The sequence below is a fragment of the Pseudomonas sp. H1_G08 genome, from assembly GCF_054681355.1.
In genome coordinates this window covers 2,395,109-2,419,868 of record NZ_CP162822.1, presented here as the reverse complement: position 1 = coordinate 2,419,868, position 24,760 = coordinate 2,395,109, and the positions used below count along the sequence as shown (strand labels likewise).

Annotated in this window: 20 protein-coding genes; 10 read left to right on the top strand and 10 right to left on the bottom strand. The window is 60.3% G+C overall.

Annotated features, from left to right (window positions below; genetic code table 11):
• Positions 1 to 97: 97 nt before the first annotated feature.
• Positions 98 to 1,852, bottom strand: coding sequence for an L-lactate permease (locus AB4N85_RS10895; protein ID WP_041480863.1), 1,755 nt, complete (start codon positions 1,850 to 1,852; stop codon positions 98 to 100).
• Positions 1,853 to 2,096: 244 nt separating this feature from the next.
• On the opposite strand from AB4N85_RS10895, the gene AB4N85_RS10890 reads away from it, so the two are divergent.
• Positions 2,097 to 2,303: a hypothetical protein gene (locus tag AB4N85_RS10890; RefSeq protein WP_016775135.1), complete on the top strand. Its 207-nt coding sequence runs from the start codon at positions 2,097 to 2,099 to the stop codon at positions 2,301 to 2,303.
• Between the two features lie 51 nt (positions 2,304 to 2,354).
• On the opposite strand, the gene AB4N85_RS10885 is transcribed toward AB4N85_RS10890, so the two are convergent.
• The gene (locus tag AB4N85_RS10885) at positions 2,355 to 2,636 is read right to left on the bottom strand and encodes a hypothetical protein (RefSeq protein WP_236168640.1); all 282 of its coding nucleotides are present in this window, start codon (positions 2,634 to 2,636) and stop codon (positions 2,355 to 2,357) included.
• A gap of 280 nt (positions 2,637 to 2,916) precedes the next feature.
• Here AB4N85_RS10885 and AB4N85_RS10880 point away from each other — a divergent pair, with 280 nt between their 5' ends.
• Positions 2,917 to 3,939 carry a hypothetical protein gene (locus AB4N85_RS10880; protein WP_130929675.1) on the top strand — a complete coding sequence of 341 codons (1,023 nt, stop codon included), beginning with the start codon at positions 2,917 to 2,919 and terminating at the stop codon, positions 3,937 to 3,939.
• Positions 3,940 to 4,029: 90 nt separating this feature from the next.
• Positions 4,030 to 4,650 (top strand): TetR/AcrR family transcriptional regulator, encoded by a 621-nt coding sequence (locus AB4N85_RS10875; RefSeq protein ID WP_130929674.1) that lies wholly within the window; start codon positions 4,030 to 4,032, stop codon positions 4,648 to 4,650.
• Positions 4,651 to 4,871: 221 nt separating this feature from the next.
• On the opposite strand, the gene preA is transcribed toward AB4N85_RS10875, so the two are convergent.
• The 3 genes from preA to hydA all read right to left on the bottom strand — a co-directional run bounded on the left by preA (position 4,872) and on the right by hydA (position 9,109).
• Positions 4,872 to 6,146, bottom strand: coding sequence for an NAD-dependent dihydropyrimidine dehydrogenase subunit PreA (gene preA, locus AB4N85_RS10870; protein ID WP_236168642.1), 1,275 nt, complete (start codon positions 6,144 to 6,146; stop codon positions 4,872 to 4,874).
• On the bottom strand, positions 6,147 to 7,514 hold the full coding sequence (locus tag AB4N85_RS10865) for an NAD(P)-dependent oxidoreductase (RefSeq protein WP_460068011.1): 1,368 nt from the start codon (positions 7,512 to 7,514) through the stop codon (positions 6,147 to 6,149).
• 155 nt (positions 7,515 to 7,669) lie between these two features.
• Entirely contained in the window at positions 7,670 to 9,109 is a 1,440-nt protein-coding gene (gene hydA, locus AB4N85_RS10860) for a dihydropyrimidinase (protein WP_252867801.1), read from the bottom strand.
• 624 nt (positions 9,110 to 9,733) lie between these two features.
• Here hydA and AB4N85_RS10855 point away from each other — a divergent pair.
• From AB4N85_RS10855 to AB4N85_RS10840, 4 genes are all read left to right on the top strand, one after another.
• Complete coding sequence (locus AB4N85_RS10855) at positions 9,734 to 11,218, top strand: NCS1 family nucleobase:cation symporter-1 (RefSeq protein ID WP_252867800.1); 1,485 nt, start codon at positions 9,734 to 9,736, stop codon at positions 11,216 to 11,218.
• Positions 11,219 to 11,453: 235 nt separating this feature from the next.
• A complete protein-coding gene (locus tag AB4N85_RS10850; protein ID WP_252867799.1) occupies positions 11,454 to 12,737 on the top strand; it encodes a Zn-dependent hydrolase in 1,284 nt (427 codons plus the stop codon).
• A 201-nt stretch (positions 12,738 to 12,938) separates the two neighbouring features.
• Entirely contained in the window at positions 12,939 to 14,435 is a 1,497-nt protein-coding gene (locus AB4N85_RS10845) for a helix-turn-helix transcriptional regulator (RefSeq protein WP_095180256.1), read from the top strand.
• A gap of 140 nt (positions 14,436 to 14,575) precedes the next feature.
• Positions 14,576 to 14,833, top strand: a complete 258-nt coding sequence (locus AB4N85_RS10840; protein WP_252867798.1) for a DUF1652 domain-containing protein — start codon at positions 14,576 to 14,578, stop codon at positions 14,831 to 14,833.
• Between the two features lie 1,008 nt (positions 14,834 to 15,841).
• On the opposite strand, the gene AB4N85_RS10835 is transcribed toward AB4N85_RS10840, so the two are convergent.
• From AB4N85_RS10835 to AB4N85_RS10820, 4 genes are all read right to left on the bottom strand, one after another.
• Complete coding sequence (locus tag AB4N85_RS10835) at positions 15,842 to 16,609, bottom strand: SDR family oxidoreductase (RefSeq protein WP_252867797.1); 768 nt, start codon at positions 16,607 to 16,609, stop codon at positions 15,842 to 15,844.
• A gap of 37 nt (positions 16,610 to 16,646) precedes the next feature.
• Positions 16,647 to 17,714, bottom strand: a complete 1,068-nt coding sequence (locus AB4N85_RS10830; protein WP_252867796.1) for a phosphotransferase family protein — start codon at positions 17,712 to 17,714, stop codon at positions 16,647 to 16,649.
• A gap of 163 nt (positions 17,715 to 17,877) precedes the next feature.
• The gene (locus AB4N85_RS10825) at positions 17,878 to 18,846 is read right to left on the bottom strand and encodes a 2-hydroxyacid dehydrogenase (RefSeq protein ID WP_056789197.1); all 969 of its coding nucleotides are present in this window, start codon (positions 18,844 to 18,846) and stop codon (positions 17,878 to 17,880) included.
• Between the two features lie 155 nt (positions 18,847 to 19,001).
• Complete coding sequence (locus AB4N85_RS10820; RefSeq protein ID WP_252867795.1) at positions 19,002 to 19,385, bottom strand: tautomerase family protein; 384 nt, start codon at positions 19,383 to 19,385, stop codon at positions 19,002 to 19,004.
• Between the two features lie 248 nt (positions 19,386 to 19,633).
• Here AB4N85_RS10820 and AB4N85_RS10815 point away from each other — a divergent pair, with 248 nt between their 5' ends.
• The 3 genes from AB4N85_RS10815 (at position 19,634) to AB4N85_RS10805 (ending at position 21,583) form a co-directional block, all read left to right on the top strand.
• Positions 19,634 to 19,828, top strand: coding sequence for an FtsB/FtsL family cell division protein (locus AB4N85_RS10815; RefSeq protein ID WP_252867794.1), 195 nt, complete (start codon positions 19,634 to 19,636; stop codon positions 19,826 to 19,828).
• A 49-nt stretch (positions 19,829 to 19,877) separates the two neighbouring features.
• Positions 19,878 to 20,048, top strand: coding sequence for a hypothetical protein (locus AB4N85_RS10810; protein ID WP_163032915.1), 171 nt, complete (start codon positions 19,878 to 19,880; stop codon positions 20,046 to 20,048).
• A gap of 254 nt (positions 20,049 to 20,302) precedes the next feature.
• Complete coding sequence (locus AB4N85_RS10805) at positions 20,303 to 21,583, top strand: serine/threonine transporter (RefSeq protein WP_252867793.1); 1,281 nt, start codon at positions 20,303 to 20,305, stop codon at positions 21,581 to 21,583.
• Between the two features lie 198 nt (positions 21,584 to 21,781).
• On the opposite strand, the gene acnB is transcribed toward AB4N85_RS10805, so the two are convergent.
• Entirely contained in the window at positions 21,782 to 24,391 is a 2,610-nt protein-coding gene (gene acnB, locus AB4N85_RS10800; RefSeq protein WP_150635890.1) for a bifunctional aconitate hydratase 2/2-methylisocitrate dehydratase, read from the bottom strand.
• Between the last annotated feature and the right edge of the window lie 369 nt (positions 24,392 to 24,760).

Sequence of the window (24,760 nt, the reverse complement as noted above, 5' to 3'; positions counted from 1 at the left end):
CCTGCTCGCGAAAGCGTCGGGTCAGACCCAGCCGCTGCTGGATGTGCCGACCTCTTCGCGAGCAGGCTCGCTCCCACAGTGGAGTTGTGTTTTGCAGTTATGGCCCACCCACCACCATCGAGGTAAACGGTGCGACATACGCCTGCAACGTCACCAGCCCGCCGACCAGGATCGCCAGCACGATCGAGTGGAAGAACACGTAACGCAGGATCTCGCCCTCATGCCCATACCAACGGGTCGCGGTGGAGGCGACGACGATCGACTGCGCGTCGACCATTTTGCCCATCACCCCACCGGAACTGTTCGCTGCCGCCATCAGCACCGGGCTGATACCCAGCTGTTCCGACGTTACCCGTTGCAATCCGCCAAACAGCACGTTTGACGCGGTATCGGAACCAGTCAGCGCCACCCCCAGCCAGCCGAGCAGCGTGCCGAACATCGGGTAGAAAATCCCCGTCGCCGCAAACGCCAGGCCCATGGTCGCATCCAGTCCCGAATAGCGGGTGAGGAAGCCCAGCGCGAGCATCGCCGCAATCGTGATCAGCGAAAACCGCACCACCCACAATGTGCGCAGGTACTGCTTGATCAATTGCGGGATCGAATAACCCATCAGCAAGCCGCCAACGATCGCCGCCAGCAAGATCCCGCTGCCGGTCGCGGTCAGCCAGGTGAACTTGTAAATCGCTTCCTCGGCTTTCGGCGCTGCGACAACCGGCGGTACTTTTTCTATTTGCAGATGCAGACCGGTGAAGGTCACCGCCGGGGCGAAGATCGGATTGGCCTCGCGTACCGGTTTGCCTTGCGGGTCGAGCTTGACCGACTGCGTGACCGGGTCGATCACCGGGCGCGTATCGAACATGTTCTTGAAACCCTGCGTGCCCCAGGCAAACACGAACACCGTGAGAATGATCCACGGCATCCACGCACGCATCACTGCCGGGCGCGCCTGATCGCTGAACGCGGCGCTGGCGGTGACTGTTTCTTCGTCGACCTTGGAGTTGTCGACGCGCCCGGACAGCGCCGCCGAGGTATGGATCGTCGCCGGTTTCCACACCTTGAGGAACAGCGTCAGACAGGCCATGGAAATCAGCGCAGCGATGACGTCCACCAGCATCGGCCCGTGGTAGTTGGACACGAGAAATTGCGGGATGGCGAAACTCACCCCGGCCACCAGAATCGCCGGCCACACCTCGAGCATCTTGCGCCACCCGGCAAACGCCCAGATCAACCAGAACGGCACCAGCACCGAGAAGAACGGCAACTGCCGCCCGACCATCATCGACAGCTCCATCTCATCCAGCCCGGTGACTTTGGCCAAGGTGATGATCGGTGTGCCCAGCGCACCGAAAGCAACGGGTGCAGTGTTGGCGATCAGCGCTAGGCCGGATGCGGCCAATGGCGAAAAACCCAGGCCGATCAGAATCGCACCGGTCACCGCCACCGGCGTGCCAAAGCCTGCCGCGCCTTCGAAGAACGCACCGAAACAGAAGGCGATCAGCAGCAACTGCAAACGTCGGTCATCGGTGATGCGCGCGAGGGAATCCTGCAGCACTTTGAACGAACCGTTTTCGGTGGTCAGGCGATGCAGAAAGATGATGTTGAGGACGATCCAGCCGATCGGCAGCAAGCCATTCGCCGCGCCGAACAGCGCGGCCGAGCCGGCCATGCCCGCTGGCATGTCGAAGGCGAAGATCGAGATCAGCAGGGCGGACGCGAGCGCCAGCAAGGCTGCCAGATGTGCCTTGACGTGAAAGAACGCCAGCGCCGCGAGCATCACCACCACCGGCACCGCGGCCATCAGCGTGGAGAGCACCGGGTTGCCGAACGGGTCGTAGATTTGCTGCCAGACCATGGTCCACCTCTGCTTATTGTTATTGAGGGCGCAGATCCATTGCATGGGGGTTGGTTGCAAGCAGTATAGGTGGCATTCCGCCGCCGTTCGGGCATGGCGAACGGGCCGACCAACGGTCGATAGTGGCCACTGAATCAACGTGCTTTTGCCCGGTCGTATCTGCGGCTGCGCGCACTGCGTCCCGAAGACGCGGGCAGCGTGGCGATTTCCGTCGTCAAGACCTTGGGTTTTAGGGAAGTGTTGAATGAAGCAAGCGACAACGATGCTGCTCACTGTGACCGCCGCCGTATTGCTGAGCGGCTGTATTGCGGATTTTGATGATGACCACCGGCATGGCCGGCACTACGACCGCGACCACGGCCGCTATTACGACCATGACCGGCGTTGGGACGACCGCGATGACGACCGCCGCGATGGCCGTCGTTATCACCGTGATCGCGATGATGACTGATTGAAAGCAGAGGGCGTTCCCGTTAAAGGAACTCCCTCTGTGCATCAGCCTTCAGTTGAAAAAACGAGCGTTCGCCTGGACGCGGGATCGCGCAGGCACCGGGGCCTCGTGATCGAGCAGATGGGTGGCGAGTATGTCGCTCAGAAAACGGAACTGATCGTTGAGGCCGACCACTTCATTGCTGAAATGATTGCTGGCGGCGGGCATCAGCAGATCGTCGAAATCTTCGTTGAACACCAGTGTCTGCGCCTTGCGCGGCACGACGTGCTGTTGGTAGTAGTTGCTGCCGAACACCGGGAAACTCACGGAGAGGGTGACTTGGGTGTGGATCATGATGTGAACGCCTCGTTGTGTTTCGGATGAGTCAATCGTGCCTTTCATCATGGGAGGGCGGAAGGCAATCGTGGCGATGGTGGATATCGATGGTGGTGATGGTTGAGGTTTGCGGTGCTGCTGATGGCGCCTTCGCGAGCAGGCTCGCTCCCACAGGTGCAACACATTTCAAATGTGGGAGCGAGCCTGCTCGCGAAGAGGCCGGAACCTTCAGCATCGGAATCGACTGACCTGCCTATACTCAAACCTGCACCTCCCCAAGCCAAAGGACACCACCACCGTGAACCCACGCGCGCTGGTCGTCGCCGCACTGTTTCTGCTGGCCGGCTGCGCCTCCTCGGCTCGGGCGCCGGTGAGCGCGCCGCAGGCGGTGGTGGTGTCGGCGCAAACCTGGCAGCAGATCGACCGCGAGATCCTCAGCGCATCGCAACAGGCCACCGAGCAGGTCAAGCTGTTCGCCCGTGGCTCGATGGAACATTGGCGCACTCGGGTCTATCAGCAAACTGAAGAAAATTTCATCCCTTGGTTCAGCAGCTACTGGACCCAGGAATGGCTGTCGATGAAGGTCAGTTGGTACACGATCAGCGCCGGCGGTGAGCAGGATGCTTCGGCGAAACGGCTGGCGGCGTATCTGCTTGAGCAATATCAGGAAAAAGTCCTCGCGCCGGTAGCAGTGGAGATCGATCCGGATGCGATCCTGGCGCAGGCCACGGCGTTCTACGCGCAGTTGATGGCGCAGCAGATGCCGCTCATCGCCCAGCGTCACGGTGTGCCGATGGCGCAGCTCAACGGGCGTTTGCAGAAGATCCCGGCCATCGCCCTCGGCCCGCCGCCGGCGCGGGATGCTTCGCTGTTCAAAGTCATCAGCACCGAGCCGCTGAACACCCTCCCGGCGTACGCCGCGCTGATCGATAAGATCCACACCGACGGCGGCGCCAAGGGCATCTCTTCCACCGAAGCAGCCATGGCCCCGGTGGCCAAGCGCGCCAGCCAGCGCATCGAAGCCGAAATGGCCCCGCGCGGCGCCGCCAGTGCGGTGGCGGCAGCAGCCGGGAAACTGGCCGGGGCGATGATTTCGGTCGGCGTGGCCGGCATACGCGCAATCATCCAGGCCAACGACCGCCCCGACAGTGAAGCGCTGATTCGCAGCAGCCTGGGCAACACCTTCGACAAGGCCTGGCAGAAGCTGCTGCAAAATCCGACCACGGGGGTAATGGCCGGCACGTTGCACATGGCCGGGCAGGTCGAAGGCAATTTGGGCGTGAGTGAACCAACGCCTATCGGTGTGAGCGCTGTGCCATAGCGCCTGCACCTGTGAAGTTTTGTTGGCGGCGGTCGCGCCCGGATCAGAGCGGATGCTAGTCTTGCGCAACGCTGTTGTCAGGGAGCCCACATGGGCAATCACAAGATCGAGATTCGCCGCAGTAACGTCGAGAAAATCCTGCTGGCGGCGGAAAAGGTTTTCGCCGAAAAAGGCTTCGGCAGCACCGCCATGGCGGACATCGCTGCCGAAGTGCAGTTGCCGCGTTCCAATCTGCATTACTACTTCAGCACCAAGAGCGAGCTGTACAGCGCAGTGCTGTTCGATCTGCTGGAAGTGTGGAAGCAGGACGCGCTGTGCTTCGAGATGTTCGACGACCCGCGCGTGGTGCTGAGCAGTTACATCCGCGCCAAGATGAATCATTCGCGCAGCCGGCCCTATGGCTCGAAAGTCTGGGCCAACGAGATCATCCACGGCGCGCCGACCCTGGGCGAAGCGCTGGATGCGAGCCTGTATGACTGGGCGAAGATGAAGGAGGCGAAGATTCGCCAGTGGGTCGAGGACAAGCGGATCCTGCCGGTGGAGCCGTCGGGTTTGCTGTACATGATCTGGGCGTCGACCCAGCACTACGCCGACTTTGATCATCAGGTGAATATTCTCAATGATCACCAGCCGTTGTCGGATATGCAGTTCGAGCGTGCGGTGCAGACCGTGACAGCTGTGATTTTGCGCGGGATCGGGCTGGAGCCTTGAAGAGCACCATCAAGGGCTTACCCTCACCCCAGCCCTCTCCCAGAGGGAGAGGGGGCCGACCGAGGTGTATTGAGAGGTACATCGACCTGAAAGACCGTGTCGATTATGGATTTGATCGGTCCCACGCTCCGCGTGGGAATGCTTCCAGGGACGCTCCGCGTTCCAATGGGACGCAGAGCGTCCCGGGCTGCATTCCCACGCAGGAGCGTGGGAACGATCAATTAAACCGCGACGTGATAGGGATTGCGCGGATCATGATTCCAGTCCAGAAACGGCTTGCCCGTGTCCATCGGCACCATCTCGATGCAGTCGGCCACGGGGCAGGTGATCTGGCACAGATTGCAGCCCACACATTCCTCATCGATCACTTCATATTTATGCGTACCGTCGGCCTGTTTCGAACTGCCGATCGCCTGGTGTGACGTGTCTTCGCAAGCAATGTGGCAACGCCCGCAACCGATGCACGCCTCTTGGTCGATCTTCGCGATCACCTGGTAGTTGATATCGAGGTACTTCCAATCCGTGGTGTTGCCCACGGCGCGCCCGGAAAACTCGGCGATATTGGCGTAACCCTGGCTGTCCATCCACCGCGACAAGCCGTCCTTCATCTCTTCGACAATGCGGAAACCATGCAGCATCGCCGCCGTGCACACCTGCACCGCGCCGCTGCCCAGCGCCATGAACTCCGCCGCGTCGCGCCAGCTGCCGATGCCGCCGATGCCGCAGATCGGCAAGCCCTGGGTCTGCGGATCACGGGCGATTTCCGCGACCATGTTCAGCGCAATCGGCTTGACCGCCGAACCGCAATAACCGCCGTGGGTGCTTTTGCTGCCGACGGTGGGCAGGGCGACCATGTGGTCCAGGTCGACGCTGGTGATCGAGTTGATCGTGTTGATCAGCGACACCGCATCCGCGCCTCCACGATGCGCCGCCCGGGCAGCGACGCGGATGTCGGTGATGTTCGGGGTGAGTTTGACGATCACCGGCAGCGAGCAGTACGTCTTGCACCAGCGTGTCACCTGCTCGACGTACTCCGGCACCTGGCCGACCGCCGCGCCCATGCCGCGTTCGGGCATGCCGTGGGGGCAGCCGAAGTTGAGTTCGATGCCGTCGGCGCCGGTGGCTTCGACCAGCGGCAAGATGTGTTTCCACGACTCCTCGACACACGGCACCATCAGCGACACGATCAGCGCGCGATCCGGCCAGTCCTTCTTCACCTGGGTGATTTCGCGCAGGTTGATTTCCAGCGAGCGGTCGGTGATCAGTTCAATGTTGTTGATGCCCAGCACTTCGCGATTGGCACCGTAATGCGCCGAATAACGCGAGGAAACGTTGACCGCCGCCGGATCCTCACCCAGGGTTTTCCAGACCACGCCACCCCAGCCCGCTTCGAAGGCGCGGACCACGTTGTAGGCCTTGTCGGTGGGCGGCGCGGAGGCCAGCCAGAACGGGTTGGGCGCTTTGATACCGGCGAAGACTATCGAGAGATCGGCCATTTACGCAGCCTCCACGTTGAGCATCAGTTGAGCGTTGATCGCCTCGGCGGCGCGTTTGCCGTGCTGCACTGCTTGCACGGTGAGGTCCTGATCGAGGCTGGTGCAGTCGCCGCCGGCATACACGCCGGGGACGCTGGTGCGCAGGTGTTCATCGACCTCGATGCGTTCGCCCTGACGCTTGAGTTCGCGCGCCAACGGATCGCTGAGAACGCTGTCATCGAAGCTCTGGCCGATCGCTTTGAAGATCGCATCGGCAGCCAGCTCAAAGGTTTCTCCGGTGGTTTGCAGACGCCCTTCAACCAGATCGGTGCGGGCGAAACGCATGCCGCGCACGCGGCCCTGATCATCGAGCAACACTTGCTCCGGCTGCGCCCACGTCATCAACCGCACCTGGTTGGCTTTGGCGATGTCCTGCTCATGGTGGGTTGCGCCCATGTCTGCCGCACCACGGCGATACACCAGATTGACGTCGCGCGCGCCGAGGCGGGCCATCTGTACGGCCATGTCGATCGCGGTGTTGCCGGCGCCGAGAACGATGCAGCGTTCGGCCAAGGGCAACTGCGTGAGGTCATCGGCCTGGCGCAGTTCGCGGATGTAATCGGTGGCGGCGAGCAGGCCCGGCGCGTCTTCGTGGGCCAGACCGAGTTGCCTGCTGGCATTCAGGCCGAGGCCGAGGAATACCGCGTCAAACTGCTGATGCAGATCGCTCAGGGTCAGGTTTGCACCGAGTTTCTGGCCGTGGCGGATTTCTATCCCGCCAATCTGCAGAAGGAAATCCAGCTCCTTCTGCGCGTAGTCATCGACCAGTTTGTACTTGGCGATGCCGTACTCGTTGAGCCCGCCGGCCTTTTCCCGTGCTTCGAAAATCACCACATCATGCCCGTGCATCGCGCTGCGATGGGCGCAGGACAACCCGGCCGGCCCGGCGCCGACCACGGCGATACGTTTGCCCGTGGCCGGGGCGCGCTGGAACGGGTGTTCAGCGAAATGCGCATTGTCCACGGCGTAACGTTGCAGCAGACCAATCAGCACCGGCGCGCATTCCTGCGCGTTGTTGCGCACGCAGGCTTGCTGGCAGAGGATTTCCGTCGGACAGACCCGCGCGCAACTGCCGCCGAGGATGTTTGCCGACAGGATTTTCTGCGCCGCGCCTTGGACGTTGTCTTGATGGATGTTGCGGATGAACGACGGGATATCGATTTCGCTGGGGCACGCATTGACGCAAGGCGCGTCGTAGCAATACAGGCAGCGCGAGGCTTCCAGATGCGCCTGACGGGCATTGAGCGGCGGCGCCAGATCAGTGAAATGACCGGCGAGGGCGGCCGCGCTTTCGTGCGGGTGGGGGAGGTGGTTCAGGGTCTCGATCACGGTTCATGGCCTCATGGCTAATTGAGGTGCTGCCTCTGGTGGGCAGTGGTTTTATGGCGTCAGGGAGGGCCTCTTCGCGAGCAGGCTCGCTCCCACATTTGCTATGCGCTCACCTGTGGGAGCGAGCCTGCTCGCGAAGGCCGAAGGCCTGGCTGTCAGCGTTTAACGGCAGTCGGCTTGTGCAACTCCGCCCGCTTGCTCAACAAATCAAACACCGCCGGGTAGGCCGGCCGTTCGATGTAGCGTCCGGCGCCGCGTTCGGCGCGCAGGTCGCCGTCGGCCCAGACCACGCGGCCCTGGCTGACGGTGTGGCTCGGCACACCGCGCACGGTCTTGCCTTCGAAGATGTTGAAGTCCACCTGCTGATGGTGGGTCTTGGCGGAAATGGTCCGTGTGCCTTGCGGATCCCACAGCACCAGATCGGCATCGGCGCCAATGCGGATCGCACCTTTGCGCGGATAAAGATTGAAAATCTTCGCAGTGTTGGTGGAGGTCAGCGCGACGAAATCCTGCATCGACAATCGCCCGGAGTTGACGCCTTCATCCCACAACACTGCCATGCGGTCTTCGATACCGGCGGTGCCGTTGGGAATCTTGCTGAAGTCGTCGCGCCCGGCAGCTTTCTGCTCGGCGCAGAAACAGCAGTGGTCGGTGGCGGTGGTGTGCAGATTGCCGTTCTGCAGCCCGTGCCACAGCGCCTCCTGATGGCCGCGCGGACGAAACGGCGGGCTCATCACGTAGCCGGCAGCGGTCTGCCAGTCCGGGTGTTGATAGACGCTGTCGTCGAGCAGCAAGTGCCCGGCCAGCACCTCGCCGTAAACCGGCTGGCCCTTGCTGCGTGCGTAGGTGATTTCGTCGAGGGCTTCCTTGGTGGAAACGTGCACCAGATACAACGGCGTGCCGATGGTTTCGGCGATACGGATCGCCCGGCTCGCGGCTTCACCTTCGACCTGCGAAGGTCGCGACAGCGGATGCGCTTCCGGCCCGGTAATGCCCTGAGCCATCAACTTGCGTTGCAGGTGATAGACAAGCTCGCCATTTTCCGCGTGCACGGTCGGCACCGCACCAAGTTCCAGACAGCGCTCGAAACTCGCCACCAAGGTATCGTCGGCGGCCATGATCGCGTTCTTGTAGGCCATGAAGTGCTTGAAGCTGTTGATGCCGTGGTGGCTGACCAGCTCGGCCATTTCCTCGCGCACCTGCTCGCTCCACCAAGTGATCGCGACGTGGAAGCCATAGTCCGACGCAGACTTTTGCGCCCAGCCGCGCCACTGATGAAACGCTTCCATCAGCGATTGCTGCGGATTGGGAATGACGAAGTCAATGATCGAGGTAGTGCCGCCGGCCAGACCGGCAGCGGTGCCGCTGTAGAAATCTTCGCTGGCAACGGTGCCCATGAACGGCAGTTGCATATGCGTATGCGGATCGATGCCGCCGGGCATCAGGTATTGGCCACTGCCGTCGAGCACTTCGGCGCCGGCGGGAATGTCGAGGTTTTCACCAATGGCTTTGATCACGCCGTCAGCGCAATAGACGTCGGCGCGGTAACTTTCATCATGGGTAACAACGGTGGCGCCACGGATCAACAGAGACATTCCGGATTCCTCGCAGGCATGACCGACTTGTGCCGGTTCTAAATGTTTTATTGAAGTACAGCGGCGCAGTTCGTATTCCTGTCATCGCTGTCAGGAATAGAAACTAGTCGCGATTTCAAGAATGATCAAGAATATTTTTTATAAGCTTATAGCTGTTTCAAGCTATTGATAAATAAAGATAAAAACGAGAAATCACCAAAATGGGTAGGGCGCTCACCATTTTGACGCACTTGACAGGATGGAAATATGAGCAAGATTTCCTATGTGAAATCAGCCGCTTGAAGTTGTGCTGCGGTTGCGGGTTCACCGACAAAAATAAATGCAGTGCACCAGTTTGAGTCCTGACACTTCGGACAACTTGCCCGACGTTTAGCCTGAGCGTTCAGACAAGTTTTCCCGGACTCAGCGAATATTCAATTAAAACTGATGAATATCAGAAAGTTGCAAAGCGTGCAGTGCACCGCCCAAGCGTTCAGCGCCAGACCCGGCACGTTTATTGATGCCGCCGCTGACACCATGGCCGGTGCGTGAAAGTTGTCAGTTCCTCCGGCCATCGTCCGGCTGGCGCCGTATGCGCTCGCCGCCTGATGAGCAAAAAATAATCAGAAGAACAGTGGAGCGGCCATGCAACAGACCAGATCACAAGTGACCGAGCGCGACGGCTTGTTCGAGCTCGAAGCCGGCAACGACGTCCTCGACAGCCCCCGTTACAACCACGACATGGCACCGACCAAGGTGCGCGAACGCACCTGGAACAAATGGCACATCACCGCGCTGTGGGTCGGGATGTCGATTTGCGTGCCGACCTACACCCTCGGCGGCGTGCTCACCGCGTATTTCGGCTTGAGCGTCGGCGAAGCGCTGCTGGCGATTCTGTTTGCCAACGTCATTGTGTTGATTCCACTGACCCTCAACGCCTTCCCGGGCACCAAGTACGGCATTCCGTTTCCGGTGCTGCTGCGCTCGTCGTTCGGCATTCTCGGCTCCAACGTGCCGTGCCTGATCCGCGCGCTGGTGGCGTGTGGCTGGTTCGGTATCCAGACCATGTTCGGCGGACTGGCGATTCACCTGTTTCTCGGATCGGTGTTCGAGGGCTGGAAATCCCTCGGCGGCACCGGCGAGGTGATCGGTTTCATGGTGTTCTGGGCGCTGAATCTGTGGGTGGTGATTCGCGGCGCCGAGTCGATCAAATGGCTGGAGACCCTGTCCGCGCCGCTGCTGGTTGCAGTGGGCATCGGCCTGCTGGTGTGGGCGATGCCCAATGTGTCGATGACTGAGTTGCTGGCGATCCCGCCCAAGCGTCCGGAAGGCGCCAGCGTGGTCAGTTATTTCGCGGCAGGGCTGACGGCAATGGTCGGGTTCTGGGCCACGCTGTCGCTGAACATTCCCGACTTCAGTCGCTACGCCAAGAGCCAGAAGGATCAGATCCTCGGGCAGATTTTCGGCCTGCCGCTGACCATGTTCCTGTTCGCCGCGCTAGGGGTGGTGATGACCGCCGCATCGGTGAAACTGGTCGGCGTCACCGTGTCCGATCCGGTCACGCTGATCGGGCATATCCAGAGCCCGGTGTGGGTCGCTGTGGCCATGGCGCTGATCATCGTTGCCACACTGTCGACCAACACCGCCGCCAATATCGTCTCGCCGACCAATGACTTTCAGAACATCGCGCCGAAGGTGATCAACCGCACCAAAGCGGTGTTGCTCACCGGTCTGGTCGGGCTGGTGCTGATGGGCCATGAACTGCTGAAAAAGCTTGGCCTGATCGTTTCCGACATCAGCCTGGAAACCGTGTACTCAAACTGGCTGCTGGGCTACTCGAGCCTGCTCGGGCCGATCGCCGGGATCATGGTGGTGGATTATTTCCTGATCAAGAAACAGCGACTGGACCTCGCCGGGCTGTACCGCGATGACGTGTATCCGGCGTGGAACTGGGCCGGTTTTCTCGCCTTTGGCGTGCCGGTGGCGCTGACTCTGCTGTCGCTGGGCAGCGACGCGTTCAGCTGGTTCTACAGCTATGGCTGGTTCACCGGCTCGGCGTTGGGCGGAATTATTTATTACGGGTTGTGCGTGATGCGGGCGCAGCCTTCTGCCGTGAAAACAGCGGTGTGAGCAAGGGCCTTTTCGCGAGCAGGCTCGCTCCCACATTGGAAATGCATTCTCACTGTGGGAGCGAGCCTGCTCGCGAAGGCGATGCTCCATACACCGCCGAAACTGATCGTTCCCACGCTCTGCGTGGGAACGCAGCCCGGGACGCTCCGCGTCCCAACAGCGGACGCAGAGCGTCCATGGATGAATGCCCACGCAGAGCATGGGCACTATCGGCATCAGCATTGAGGAGATCCCCATGAACGCAGCCGTCGACGTTCTGCAATCCACCCATCAGCACATCAACCGTGATCGCCTCTGGGCCTCGCTCATGGAACTGGCGAAACTCGGCGCCACGGTCAAGGGCGGCGTCTGTCGCCTGGCCCTGACCGACCTCGACCGCCAGGCGCGCGACCTGTTCGTGCAGTGGTGCAAGGACGCCGGTTGCAACGTCACGGTCGATGCCGTCGGCAACATTTTCGCCCGGCGTGCCGGGCGCAACCCGAACCTGCCGCCGGTCATGACCGGCAGCCACATCGACACCCAGCCCACCGGCGGCAAGTTCGACGGCTGCTTCGGCGTGCTCGCCGGCGTCGAAGTGCTGCGCACCCTCAACGACCTCGGCGTGGAAACCGAAGCGCCGCTGGAAGTGGTGGTCTGGACCAACGAAGAGGGCTCACGCTTTGCCCCGTGCATGATGGGCTCAGGGGTCTTCGCCGAGAAATTCACCCTCGAAGAAACCCTCGCCAAGGTCGATGCCGACGGCGTCACCGTCGGCGAAGCACTGAATGCGATCGGCTACGCCGGCCCGCGCAAGGTTAGCGGGCACGCGGTTGGCGCGTATTTCGAAGCGCACATCGAGCAAGGCCCGATCCTTGAAGATGAAGAGAAAACCATCGGCGTGGTACTCGGCGCGCTCGGGCAGAAGTGGTTCGACCTGAAATTGCGCGGCGTCGAAGCCCACGCCGGCCCGACGCCGATGCACCTGCGCAAGGACGCCTTGGTCGGTGCCTCGGTGATCGTCGGCGCCGTCAACCGCGCCGCCCTCGGCCATCAGCCCCACGCCTGTGGCACGGTCGGCTGCCTGCAAGCCTATCCCGGCTCGCGCAACGTGATTCCCGGCGAAGTGCGCATGACTCTGGATTTTCGCCACCTGGAGCCGGCGCGGCTGGATTCGATGATTGCCGAAGTGAAACAAGTGATCGAGGCGACCTGCGAAGCGCACGGCCTTACTTACGAATTGACCCCGACCGCCGACTTCCCGCCGCTGTACTTCGAAAAAGGCTGCGTGGAAGCGGTGCGCGGCGCAGCGAAAGGGCTGGGTCTGTCGCACATGGATATCGTCAGTGGCGCCGGGCATGACGCGATTTTCCTCGCCGAGCTCGGCCCGGCGGGAATGATTTTTGTGCCATGCGAGGGCGGGATCAGTCACAACGAAATCGAGAATGCCGCACCGGATGATCTCGCGGCGGGGTGTGCGGTGTTGCTAAGGGCAATGCTCGCGGCGTCGGCGATGGTGGCGGCCAGCGAGCGTGCCGCCTAAGGTAAACACACCCAGTAAACCTGTGGGAGCGAGCGTGCTCGCGAATGCGCCGGGTCAGTCACCGAATGGTCTGTCTGACCCAGCGCATTCGCGAGCAGGCTCGCTCCCACAGGGGTTTTTTGGCGATTTTGGGGTTGTGGCACGATCCCGAGCCGCCGCGGTCGTACTCTTCACCTAGCCGCATCACAGTGTGGAGATCCAATGAGCCAGGAAGTCCTGACCACCGAAACCAACCGTCGCCAGTTGCAGCAGATCATTGCCGGGCTGTCGGACGGGGTGATTCTGCTGGAACTCGACAAAAGCATTCTCTGGGCCAACGAAGCGGCGCTGACCATGCACGGTGTCAGCACCATCGGTGATCTGGGCAGTAACGCCGACGAGTACGCCAGACGCTTCACGCTGCGCTATCGCAATAATCATGTCTTGCCGCCGGACAACTACCCGATCAGCCGCGTCGCCCGCTGCGAGGCGTTCAATGATGTGCTGATCGAAGTTTCGTCCGTGGACGACCCGGAGCGGGTCTGGGTGCACAGCGTGCGCAGCATGGTCCTGACCGACCGCGTCGGCCAGCCCGAGTCGCTGGTGCTGATCATGAGCGACGTCACCGATTGGGCCAACGCTGAGCTGCGTTTCGAAAAAACCTTCAATGCCAACCCTGCACCGGCAGTGATCTGTCGTCTCAGCGATTTGCGCTACATCAAGGTCAACCCGGGCTTTCTAGAAATGACCGGCTATACCCGCGATCAGGTGATCGGCACTTCGGCTTACGAAATCGATATCTTCGAGCAGGCGGATCAGCGCGATCTGGCTGTCCAGCGCTTGCGCGATGTCGCGACCATTCCGCAGATGCAGGCAGAACTGCGCCTCCCGGACGGTGGCAGTAAACAGGTGATCGTTGCCGGTCAGCCGCTGCTGCTCAATGACGAGAATTGCATGCTGTTCTCCTTCGTCGACATGGAGCCTCGGCGCCGGGTCGAAGTGGCCTTGCGTCAGAGCGAGGAGCGCTTTGCCAAGGCTTTTCGTCTGACTCCGGTACCAATTTTGATCTGCACCGCTGACAAGCAGGAGGTCATCGACGTCAATCAGGCGTTCCTCGATACCCTGGCCTATGACAGCGATGACGTACTCGGCAAAACCGTGACGCAGCTGAGCTTCATCCACGATGACAGCGCGCGCACGCGCCTGCTGTCGGCGCTGGCGAAGAACGGTCGGGTCGATCGGGTCGACGTGCCCGTGCGCAAGAAGGACGAGGAGTTGCTGGAGTGTGCGGTCTCGGCTGACACGGTCAATATCCATGATACGTCCTGCTATCTGCTGGTGTTGATGGACATGACCGAGCGCAAGCGCACTGAGCTTGAGCTGGTCGCGGCGATTGAAGAGGTGATGAAGGATGCGTCGTGGTTCAGCCGAACGCTGATCGAGAAGCTGGCCAACGTGAAGAAGATCAACTCGCCGCAGCTGCCCAGTGCCTCATTCACTGACCTGACGGCCCGTGAGCGCGATGTCCTGGGCTTGATCTGTGAAGGTCTGGCAGACAAGGAGATCGCTGCGCGGTTGAAGCTGGCGCCCAATACCGTGCGCAATCATGTGGCCACCGTGTACTCGAAAATTGATGTGCATAGCCGCAGCGAGGCGATCGTCTGGGCTCGCGAGCGCGGTTTGTTTTCGGGAGAGTGGGGCACCAAGGGCCAGCGCTGAGGGGTGCAAATGCACTAATTACAAGGGTGCAAATTCATGTATTGGCCAAGGCGTTGTGTTCTTAGGCTGGTGGGGTGCGGTGTGGGCCATTTCGGGCCTGCGATCGTGCCCCTTTTGAAACAGTCATAGGAACAACGTCAATGATGAATCTTGCGCAGTTGCGCGCTCGGCTCGAGCACAGTTTTGCGCCGCTGGCTTGTGAGTGTTCGGTGGATGGTGATCATTCGCTGACGGTCAAGTTGTATCACCGGGATTCAGGGCAGGTAGATCTGGTGATCAGTGGGCTGGATTTGGCTGCGCTGCGTACGCCCGGGGCGGTTGAGGCGTTGGTGGATGAGTTGAGGTATGAGCTTGAGAGCAATTCCTTGCGTTCTTCGCGGGATCCGGATTTGGCTTAAGCGCGCTTTGGTCTTGGCGGCCTTTGGGCCGGCCATGCTCTGGGGATTTTGGGTGTATATCCGTTTTTTTGGGTGTTGCGGCTGGCGGTTTCGCCCTTACGGCGAGTCCCTTTTGGCAAACGCCCCAAAAGGAACCAAAAGGTCTTCGCCCTGACGTTCGGCCCGCTCGCTTAGGCTCGGGGTTCCTTCGCTGCGGGATCGATCCTGGCGCAGCGGCTCCGGTTTGCTTCGCTGCACCTACACTCGCTGTGTACGACTGCGTCGTACGGTCGCTGCGCTCCCACGCCCGGATCAATCCCTCCACTCAGCCTGCCGACGGGCTCCAAGATCAAAAGCGGTACTCGAGCTAACGCTCATCGTGTGTAGGAGCTGCCGAAGGCTGCGATCTTTTGATTTTGATTTTCTGTGGGAGCGAGCCTGCTCGCGAAGGCGGCCTGACAGCCGACCTGGTTGTTACTGAACTCACTCGATCAAACCTGTGGGAGTGAGCCTGCTCGCGATGAGGCCCTCGCCGACAACCATCATCCCAATCCAGCCCTCTGCCGGACAATCCCCGCAAAACCGACAGCCAATCCCACCCAATCACCCCAATCCACTGGCGCTAACAAGGCGCTCAGCTATAAAGAATGAGTGGTCAGGTCTTCCGTGGCCGGTTGGGTTGCGGGAGTTTGTCTCTCTTTACCGCGGGTCGTCCTATGAATAATCCTGGGAAACGCGTATTGCCGTTGGTTTTTCTTGCAGTTTTGTTGGCCGGTTGTGCCAGTCCTCCACCCCCTGCGCCTGTCGCGCCGCCGCCACCGCCGGAACGTCGGTGTGAGGTGCTGGAAAATACTGAGGTTGCCGGGGATGTGTATGTGGATGGGCAGGTGACGCGTCACATCACCACTACGCGTTGCATAACCCAATAAGCCGGGCAATCCCGCGGATGCAGGAGTTCTGGATTTCGGCACCGCCCCTGTGGGAGCGAGCCTGCTCGCTCCCACACGGGTTAGCAATTTGCCTTGGATATCAGGACAGGAATCCGCCATCCACATTCAGCGCCACGCCAGTGGTGTAGCTCGACGCATCGCTGGCCAGGTACAGCACCGTGCCGGCCATTTCGCTTGGATCGGCTACGCGTTTGAGCGGGATCTGGGTCAGTGCCTGTTTCAGAATCGCGTCGTTCTTGACCAGCGCCGAGGCGAATTTGGTGTCGGTCAGGCCGGGGAGCAGGGCGTTGCAGCGGATGCCGAATTGCGCGCATTCCTTGGCGAAGACTTTGGTCATGTTGATGACCGCCGCTTTGGTTACCGAATAGATGCCTTGGAAGATTCCCGGCGAGATGCCGTTGATCGACGCGACGTTGATGATGCTGCCGCCACCGTTTTCGCGCATGAGCTTGCCGGCTTCGACCGACATGAAGAAGTAGCCGCGAATGTTCACATCGACAGTCTTCTGGAACGCCCCCAGATCGGTGTCGAGCACGTTGCAGAATTGCGGGTTGGTCGCGGCGTTGTTGACCAGGATGTCGAGGCGGCCGAATTGTTCCTTGATCCCGGCGAAGACCTGGCTGATCTGCTCCATCTCACCGATGTGGCAGGCCACGGCTGTCGCCTTGCCGCCGGCGGCGATGATGGCGTCGGCGACGTGTTGGCAGCCTTCGAGCTTGCGGCTCGAGACGATCACGTGGGCGCCTTGCTGGGCCAGCAGTTTGGCGATGGCTTCACCGATGCCACGGCTGGCGCCGGAGACGAAAGCGATTTTGCCGTCGAGGTCGAACAACTGAGTCTTGGACATGGGTTTCCCTTGTTGAAAGTCTTGTTATTGGCCCGGATCAGAGGCTGGATTTCTGAATGACCTGCAGGCTCATCTGCTCCAGCAGTTTGTTCATGTGAATGAACTGCGCGAAGCGTTTGTCCTGTGTCTGGCCATGGTAGAAGCGGTAGTAGATCTGCTGCACGATGCCGGCCAGGCGGAACAGGCCGTAGGTGTAGTAGAAATCGAAATTGTCGATGCGGATGCCCGAGCGCTCGGCGTAGTAGTCGACGAATTCGCGGCGGGTCAGCATGCCCGGCGCGTGGCTTGGCTGGCGGCGCATCAGTTGCACCGGTGCCGGGTCGCCGGCTTCGATCCAGTAGGCGAGGGTGTTGCCCAGATCCATCAGCGGGTCGCCGAGGGTGGTCAGTTCCCAGTCGAGCACGCCGATAATTTGCATCGGATTGGCCGGGTCGAGAATGACGTTGTCGAAGCGGTAGTCGTTGTGGACGATGCTCGACGTCGGGTGGTCGGCCGGCATCTTGTCGTTGAGCCAGGCTTTGACCGCTTCCCAGTGCGGCGCGTCCGGGGTCAGGGCTTTTTCGTAACGCTCGCTCCAGCCCTTGATCTGCCGGGCGACGTAGCCTTCAGGCTTGCCCAGATCGCCGAGGCCGCAGGCGTTGTAATCGACCCGATGCAGTTCGACGAATCGGTCGATGAAGCTTTTGCACAGCGCTTCGGTTTTCGCCGAATCGAGGCCCAACTCCGGCGGCAACTCAGCGCGCAGGATGATGCCCTTGACCCGTTCCATCACATAGAACTCGGCGCCGATAACGGCTTCGTCGGTGCAATGCACGTAGGCCTTCGGGCAATACGGAAAGCCCTCGCGCAGTTGGTTGAGAATGCGGAACTCACGGCCCATGTCGTGGGCGGATTTGGCTTTGTGGCCAAACGGCGGACGGCGCAGAACGAATTCTTGCTCGGGGTATTCCAGCAGGTAGGTCAGGTTCGACGCGCCGCCAGGAAACTGGCTGATCTGCGGCGTGCCGGTCAGGCCGGGAATGTGCGCCTTGAGGTACGGATCGATCAGGCTGGCATCGAGTTCTTCGCCCGCGCGGATCCGGGTGGACTGGTCAGTAAGCGCCATGCTTATCCCTTCTGCTTATTTTGGAGGCCAGACATCATTGGCTAATCTAATGGCGCGCTCGGGTGCTCACAAGCGCGGGTCGGTCTTATAGGTTAGCGTGTTGCTGGATAATCAACTTTGAGAATGGGGCAAAGATCGGCGCGGTTCGACGATGCCACGCGCGTTAATGCACGCGCTGGTTGTTCAACTTGGGCGGCAAGGCGACGGGAGTCAGCACCGGTTGCCCGGAGAAAAACGCCATCAGGTTTTTCCCCACCAGTTCAACGGTGCCTTGGGTGGCTTCAGGGGACAACCCGGCGACGTGTGGGGTTAGCACAACGTTGCTGAGGTGTTTCAGGGCATCAGGCACTTCCGGTTCGTGATCGAACACGTCCAGTGCAGCGCCGGCGATACGACGTTGCTCAAGTGCGGTGATCAGGTCTGCCGTTGCGATAACGCTGGCGCGGGCGATGTTGACGATAAAACCCTTGGGGCCGAGCGCATCGAGCACTGCTCGCGTCACCAGATGTTGCGTACCAATGCCGCCGGGCGTGGCAACGACCAGGAAGTCCGAGGCTCGCGCAAGATCGGTGGGTGTCGAGCAGAACGCATAAGCGACTTCGCTGCGCACCTGGCGGTTGTGGTAGCTGATCTGCATGTCGAAACCCAGCTCCGCACGTTTGGCAATTGCCATGCCCACGGCGCCCAGCCCGAGGATGCCCAGACGCTTGCCGGCCAGCGACGGGCGCATGATTTTCGGCCATTCACCGCGGCGCACGGCTGCATCGCAGCGCGGGATGTCGCGGACCAATGCCAGCAGCAACGCCATCGCATGATCGGCCACTGACGAGGCGTTGACTCCGGCGCCATTGGTGACGGTGATCCCACGGTCACTGGCCGCTTGCAGATCGACCTGTTCGTAACCGGCGCCGATCACCGTGATGATTTTCAGGGCGGGCAGGGCGCTGATCTCTTGCGCAGTCAGGCCCAGTGGGCCGCGAGTGAGCACGGCATCAATGCGGCTGCCATGGGTGGCGATGGCTTGCGCACGTTCGGCTGGCGTTGGTGCGAGGATCAGGTGGAATCCCTGATGCTCAAGAATCGGCAGATAGTCATTGATCGTTTCAACCAGTACCAGAACGGTTGCGGGCATTGCGCGGCTCCTGTGATTGGCGGCGGGTGGGTCGCGAAAGTCGACTCAGAGTGCTGAATCCGCAGCGGCTTGGCAATCGTTGCATTCGCGCAGTGGTGCTTTGATTCTGGACGGGTTCGTGGAACAAGCAAGCACGCAGGCATGGACGCTGCGAATCAGCTGACGTATTGCGCAATGCCGTTGCCAAACGACCAGTTCTCTTTCTTTACCTCCAGCAGATTGATGAACACATCCTCCAGGCGAATACCCAGTTGCGCATGCAGGCTCTCGGCAATGGTTTTGAACAGCAATTGTTTCTTTTCCACGCTGCGCCCTTCGCTGATGGTGATCTGGATGAACACCACGTCGTCGCTGCGCTGGATGCCGAGGTATTGCGGGTTGTACACGAAGTGCTGGCCGTCGTGCTCGTTGAGAATCTGGAAGTTGTCGTGCTCGGGCACATCGATACAGGTGCGCAGGGCGGCGTAGATCTGTTCGCCGATGCGCCTGGCGAAAGTGGGGTCTGGGTTTTGCTGGATGTCGACGCGGACCAGTGGCATGGGAGGCTCCTTGGGTTATGGCTTCTCACACGCTAGATCAAGGGCAGGGTTCTGGCAGGTAATTGGTCTGGAATATTGCGGACCACTCGTATGAGGAGGCTTACGTGAATCGCGGATTTTGCCTACGGGGATGGCAGATGCGTCTGCTGGTCAGCGTGAATGGAACAGTTTGATGATAAGGGCATGACGATAGCCGTCGATGTGCATGCAAATGCTGACACCGATCCGCCAGCAGCCAAGGAGGGCAAATGTTCCATAACGATCGCGAAAATCTGGAGCTAGACAGGCTGGAAAACGAATCAAGGAAACTCGTGGGTGAATGGAAAAAGCTTCAGGCTGAAGAGAAAAAGTTATCAAGGGAGACGAAGCTCTATCCAATTGCAGTGTTTGGTGGAGTCTTGACTGCAATCACCGCAGTGGCAGGGTTTTTCTTCAAGTTGTGAGTCTTCATGCTTCACGACCGTCAGGCGCATTATTCAAAGGTTAATCAGTATGAGCACATATGACCGTAAGGCACGACTGGAGCAAATTGAGCGAGAGTTCGCAGAATATGACGAAGCGGTGCGCAATAGAGACAAGCGCGAAAATGGCAAGCTCTGGTTGCTTTTCGGCTTCGGGCTGTACTGCGTTTTATTGGGTTTCATGCTCGGCATATCGCTCTAGGCGCATTCGATGACGCATGGGTGGGTGCAAAACGTATCCGTTTGCGGCATCCGACGTATCCATAAACGACCTTGTTTTTTCTATAAACGACCATCCTTGGATCTGCTCCGCACAACCATTCCTCAGCTAAGTCTTTGCTTGCATTGATTTATCACGGAGAATCGCGCCCCTGTTTCGGCCGGAGCATGTCTGTCGGTTTTTTCCGACGCGTCCTGACCGAGTGGCAAGTGACCGGAATGCGGAGATCCGACCGGATGAATGATCAGGCCAATAGCCTCGAAAAGCGCTTCGACGCAGCAGCACCCGCTGAACTTTCGAGCTGGAATCGCCAGGACACCACCTGGATGCTGGGACTGTTTGGGACGGCCATTGGCGCCGGCACCCTGTTTTTGCCGATCAACGCAGGATTGGGTGGCTTCTGGCCGCTGGTGATCCTCGCGCTTTTGGCATTCCCGATGACGTTTTACGCTCACCGTGGCCTGACCCGTTTTGTCCTGTCCGGTCGCGAAGGTGCCGATATTACCGAAGTGGTCGAGCAGCATTTCGGTATCAAGGCCGGTGCCTTGATCACGCTGCTGTACTTTTTGGCCATCTTCCCGATCCTGCTGATCTACAGCGTCGGCCTGACCAACACGGTCGCCAGTTTCCTCGAACACCAACTGCACATCACGCCGCCACCGCGCGCGCTGCTCTCGTTCGTGCTGATTCTCGGCCTGCTGGCCGTGGTTCGTTGCGGTGAGCAGGCGATCGTCAAGGCTATGAGCCTGATGGTCTATCCGTTCATCGTTGCGCTGCTGTTCCTTGCCGTGTACCTGATTCCGCACTGGAACGGCGGCATCCTCGCCACCGCCTCGCAAGTGCCGGCGCCGTCAGCGCTGCTGCACACGCTATGGCTGGCGATTACGGTGATGGTGTTCTCGTTCAACCATTCGCCGATCATCTCGGCGTTCGCGATGGACCAGAAGCGTCGTTACGGTGTGCACGCCGACGAGCGCAGCTCGCAGATCCTCGCGCGCGCTCATGCATTGATGGTCATTTTGGTGCTGTTCTTCGTATTCAGTTGCGTGCTGACCCTGTCGCCAGAGCAACTGGCTGAGGCAAAAGAGCAGAATCTGTCGATCCTGTCGTACCTGGCCAACCACTTCAGCAACCCGACCATCGAGTTTGCGGCGCCGTTGATTGCGTTTGTGGCGATCTCCAAGTCGTTCCTCGGTCATTACATCGGGGCCAGCGAAGGCCTCAAGGGCCTGATCGTCAAGAGCGGCAGGCGTCCGGGCGCCAAAGCGCTGGATCGCATCGTGGCGGCGTTCATGCTGGTGATCTGCTGGATCGTCGCAACGCTTGATCCGAGCATCCTGGGCATGATCGAAACCGTCGGTGGGCCGGTGATTGCGGCGATTCTGTTCCTGATGCCGATGTACGCGATTCGCAAGGTGCCAGCGATGGCGCGCTATCGCGGTCAGGCGTCGAACGTGTTTGTTACCGCGGTGGGACTGGTGGCGATTTCGGCGCTGGTTTACAAGCTGGCTGTCTGACCTGTCACTGATGAATGATCGTTCCCACGCTCTGCGTGGGAATGCCTCTTGTGACGCTCTGCGTCACGCTTGGGGACGCAGAGCGTCCGGGGCTGCGTTCCAACGCGGAGCGTGGGAACGATCATAATGCTTGCCCGGCAGGCATAAAAAAACGCCGCTCATCTCACGATGGGCGGCGTTTTTTATGGCCTTGCAGCGTTAGGCTTGAACGACCGGGATCTTGGCGTTCGCAGCAGCTTCACGGAACTCGGCGATCTGGTCGAAGGACAGGTAGCGGTAGACATCGGCCGCCATGCTGTCGATCTTGCCAGCGTATTCCATGTACTCCTCGACGGTCGGCAGGCGACCCAGGATCGAAGCAACGGACGCCAGCTCGGCCGAGGCCAGGTAGACGTTCGCGCCGTCGCCCAGACGGTTCGGGAAGTTACGGGTCGACGTCGAGACCACGGTGCTGTTCGGCTCAACGCGTGCCTGGTTACCCATGCACAGCGAGCAGCCTGGCATTTCCATGCGAGCGCCAGCCTTGCCGTAGATGCCGTAGTAGCCTTCTTCGGTCAGTTGGTGAGCGTCCATCTTGGTCGGCGGCGACAGCCACAGACGGGTTGGCAGCTGACCCTTGACCTGATCCAGCAGTTTACCGGCAGCGCGGAAGTGACCGATGTTGGTCATGCACGAACCGATGAACACTTCGTCGATCTTCTCGCCAGCAACGCTGGACAGCAGACGGGCGTCGTCCGGATCGTTCGGCGCGCAGAGCACAGGCTCGTTGATCTCGGCCAGATCGATTTCGATGACTTCGGCGTATTCGGCGTCGGCATCGGCTTCCATCAGCTCAGGATTGGCGATCCAGGCTTCCATCGCTTGAGCACGACGTTCCAGGGTACGCGCATCGCCGTAGCCTTCGCCGATCATCCAGCGCAGCAGAGTGATGTTGGACTGCAGGTACTCGGTGATCGACTCTTTCGACAGCTTGATGGTGCAACCGGCAGCCGAACGTTCGGCCGAGGCGTCGGACAGTTCGAACGCCTGCTCCAGGGTCAGACCTTCCAGACCTTCGATTTCCAGGATGCGGCCGGAGAAGGCGTTTTTCTTGCCTTTCTTCTCGACGGTCAGCAGACCGTTCTGGATAGCGAAGTACGGAATGGCATGAACCAGGTCACGCAGGGTGATGCCAGGTTTCATCTTGCCTTTGAAGCGCACCAGGATCGATTCCGGCATGTCCAGCGGCATGACGCCAGTGGCAGCGGCGAACGCGACCAGACCGGAACCGGCCGGGAACGAGATGCCCATCGGGAAACGGGTGTGCGAGTCACCACCGGTACCGACGGTGTCCGGCAGCAGCATGCGGTTCAGCCACGAGTGGATGATGCCGTCGCCCGGACGCAGGGAAACGCCGCCGCGGGTCATGATGAAGTCAGGCAGGGTGTGGTGGGTGGTCACGTCGATCGGCTTTGGATAAGCCGCGGTGTGGCAGAACGACTGCATCACCAGATCAGCGGAGAAGCCCAGGCACGCCAGGTCTTTCAGTTCGTCACGGGTCATGGGACCGGTGGTGTCCTGAGAACCCACGGTGGTCATCTTCGGTTCGCAGTAGGTGCCAGGACGCACGCCTTGGCCTTCTGCCAGACCGCAAGCCTTGCCGACCATTTTCTGCGCCAGGGTGAAACCCTTGGTGCTTTCAGCCGGAGCTTCCGGCTTCTTGAACAGGTCGAACGGCGGCAGACCCAATTCGGCGCGAGCCTTCTCGGTCAGGCCACGGCCGATGATCAGCGGGATACGACCGCCGGCACGGACTTCGTCCAGCAGCACCGGGGTTTTCATTTCGAAAGTGGTGATGACTTCGTCGGTACCGTGCTTGCAGACTTTGCCAGCGTGCGGGTACAGATCGATCACGTCGCCCATGTTCATGTTCGACACGTCGAACTCGATCGGCAGGGCGCCGGCATCTTCCATGGTGTTGTAGAAGATCGGAGCGATCTTGCTGCCGAAGCAGAAACCGCCAGCGCGCTTGTTCGGCACGTACGGGATGTCGTCGCCGAAGAACCACAGCACCGAGTTGGTGGCCGATTTACGCGAGGAACCGGTACCGACCACGTCACCGACGTAGGCGATCGGGAAGCCCTGGCCGCGCATTTCTTCGATCTGCTTCATCGGGCCGGTCTTGCCTTGCTCGTCCGGAACGATGCCGTCACGGGCCATTTTCAGCATGGCCAGGGCGTGCAGCGGGATATCAGGACGCGACCAGGCGTCTGGCGCAGGGGAGAGGTCGTCGGTGTTGGTTTCGCCGGTGACCTTGAATACGCGCAGGCTGATCTTGTCGGCCAGCACCGGGCGCTTCTTGAACCACTCGCCGTCAGCCCAGGATTGCAGCACGGCCTTGGCGTGAGCGTTGCCGTTCTTGGCTTTTTCGGCGACGTCGTGGAAGGCGTCGAACATCAGCAGGGTGTGCTTGAGTTCTTCGGCGGCGACTGGCGCCAGCTCGGCGTCGTCCAGCAGTTCAACGAGGGTGACGATGTTGTAGCCGCCCTGCATGGTGCCGAGCAGTTCTACAGCGCGTTTCTTGTCCAGCAGAGGGGAGGTGGCTTCGCCTTTGGCCAGGGCAGACAGGAAACCGGCCTTGACGTAGGCGGCTTCGTCCACTCCAGGCGGTACGCGATTGGTGATCAGGTCAACGAGGAAAGCTTCTTCGCCAGCCGGAGGGTTCTTCAGCAGCTCGATCAGGCCTGCTGTTTGTTCGGCGTTAAGCGGCTGGGGAACGATACCCAGGGCTGCACGCTCTTCGATATGTTTGCGGTAGGCTTCAAGCACAGTTATTACCCTCATCAGTGGTCCCAAATGGGTGTCCGGGACGCTCATCCCGAAATTGCCGTACTCATGCGCCTCACGACGTTGTGGGTCGTTCGGCCAGAATTACCGGCAATTCCTTACAGAAGCTGCTTTCAAAGTTTTACGCCTGCAGAACGGGGAGCTGATGAGGGTTGGCGTTGGGCTTTTCCCCGCTGGAAAAACCCTTCGCCAACACCGCTCTGAAGGAACGACTGTGCTCGTGACGCTTTGAAAACAGCTTCTAACGGACATTGGCGCCTTAAAAGGCTGGCTGATTCTACGGCAAAAAAAATTTAAAGGTAAGTCGCGCTCTATTGGACTTTCGTGGCAATCAGCGTGGCCGGAGCAAAC

Excerpts from the sequence above, each read along its gene's own strand:
- AB4N85_RS10895 (WP_041480863.1), bottom strand. The coding sequence starts at position 1,852 with ATGGTCTGGCAGCAAATCTACGACCCGTTCGGCAACCCGGTGCTCTCC.
- AB4N85_RS10890 (WP_016775135.1), top strand. The coding sequence starts at position 2,097 with ATGAAGCAAGCGACAACGATGCTGCTCACTGTGACCGCCGCCGTATTG.
- AB4N85_RS10885 (WP_236168640.1), bottom strand. The coding sequence starts at position 2,636 with ATGATCCACACCCAAGTCACCCTCTCCGTGAGTTTCCCGGTGTTCGGC.
- AB4N85_RS10875 (WP_130929674.1), top strand. The coding sequence starts at position 4,030 with ATGGGCAATCACAAGATCGAGATTCGCCGCAGTAACGTCGAGAAAATC.
- preA (WP_236168642.1), bottom strand. The coding sequence starts at position 6,146 with ATGGCCGATCTCTCGATAGTCTTCGCCGGTATCAAAGCGCCCAACCCG.
- hydA (WP_252867801.1), bottom strand. The coding sequence starts at position 9,109 with ATGTCTCTGTTGATCCGTGGCGCCACCGTTGTTACCCATGATGAAAGT.
- AB4N85_RS10855 (WP_252867800.1), top strand. The coding sequence starts at position 9,734 with ATGCAACAGACCAGATCACAAGTGACCGAGCGCGACGGCTTGTTCGAG.
- AB4N85_RS10850 (WP_252867799.1), top strand. The coding sequence starts at position 11,454 with ATGAACGCAGCCGTCGACGTTCTGCAATCCACCCATCAGCACATCAAC.
- AB4N85_RS10845 (WP_095180256.1), top strand. The coding sequence starts at position 12,939 with ATGAGCCAGGAAGTCCTGACCACCGAAACCAACCGTCGCCAGTTGCAG.
- AB4N85_RS10840 (WP_252867798.1), top strand. The coding sequence starts at position 14,576 with ATGATGAATCTTGCGCAGTTGCGCGCTCGGCTCGAGCACAGTTTTGCG.
- AB4N85_RS10835 (WP_252867797.1), bottom strand. The coding sequence starts at position 16,609 with ATGTCCAAGACTCAGTTGTTCGACCTCGACGGCAAAATCGCTTTCGTC.
- AB4N85_RS10830 (WP_252867796.1), bottom strand. The coding sequence starts at position 17,714 with ATGGCGCTTACTGACCAGTCCACCCGGATCCGCGCGGGCGAAGAACTC.
- AB4N85_RS10825 (WP_056789197.1), bottom strand. The coding sequence starts at position 18,846 with ATGCCCGCAACCGTTCTGGTACTGGTTGAAACGATCAATGACTATCTG.
- AB4N85_RS10820 (WP_252867795.1), bottom strand. The coding sequence starts at position 19,385 with ATGCCACTGGTCCGCGTCGACATCCAGCAAAACCCAGACCCCACTTTC.
- AB4N85_RS10815 (WP_252867794.1), top strand. The coding sequence starts at position 19,634 with ATGTTCCATAACGATCGCGAAAATCTGGAGCTAGACAGGCTGGAAAAC.
- AB4N85_RS10810 (WP_163032915.1), top strand. The coding sequence starts at position 19,878 with ATGAGCACATATGACCGTAAGGCACGACTGGAGCAAATTGAGCGAGAG.
- AB4N85_RS10805 (WP_252867793.1), top strand. The coding sequence starts at position 20,303 with ATGAATGATCAGGCCAATAGCCTCGAAAAGCGCTTCGACGCAGCAGCA.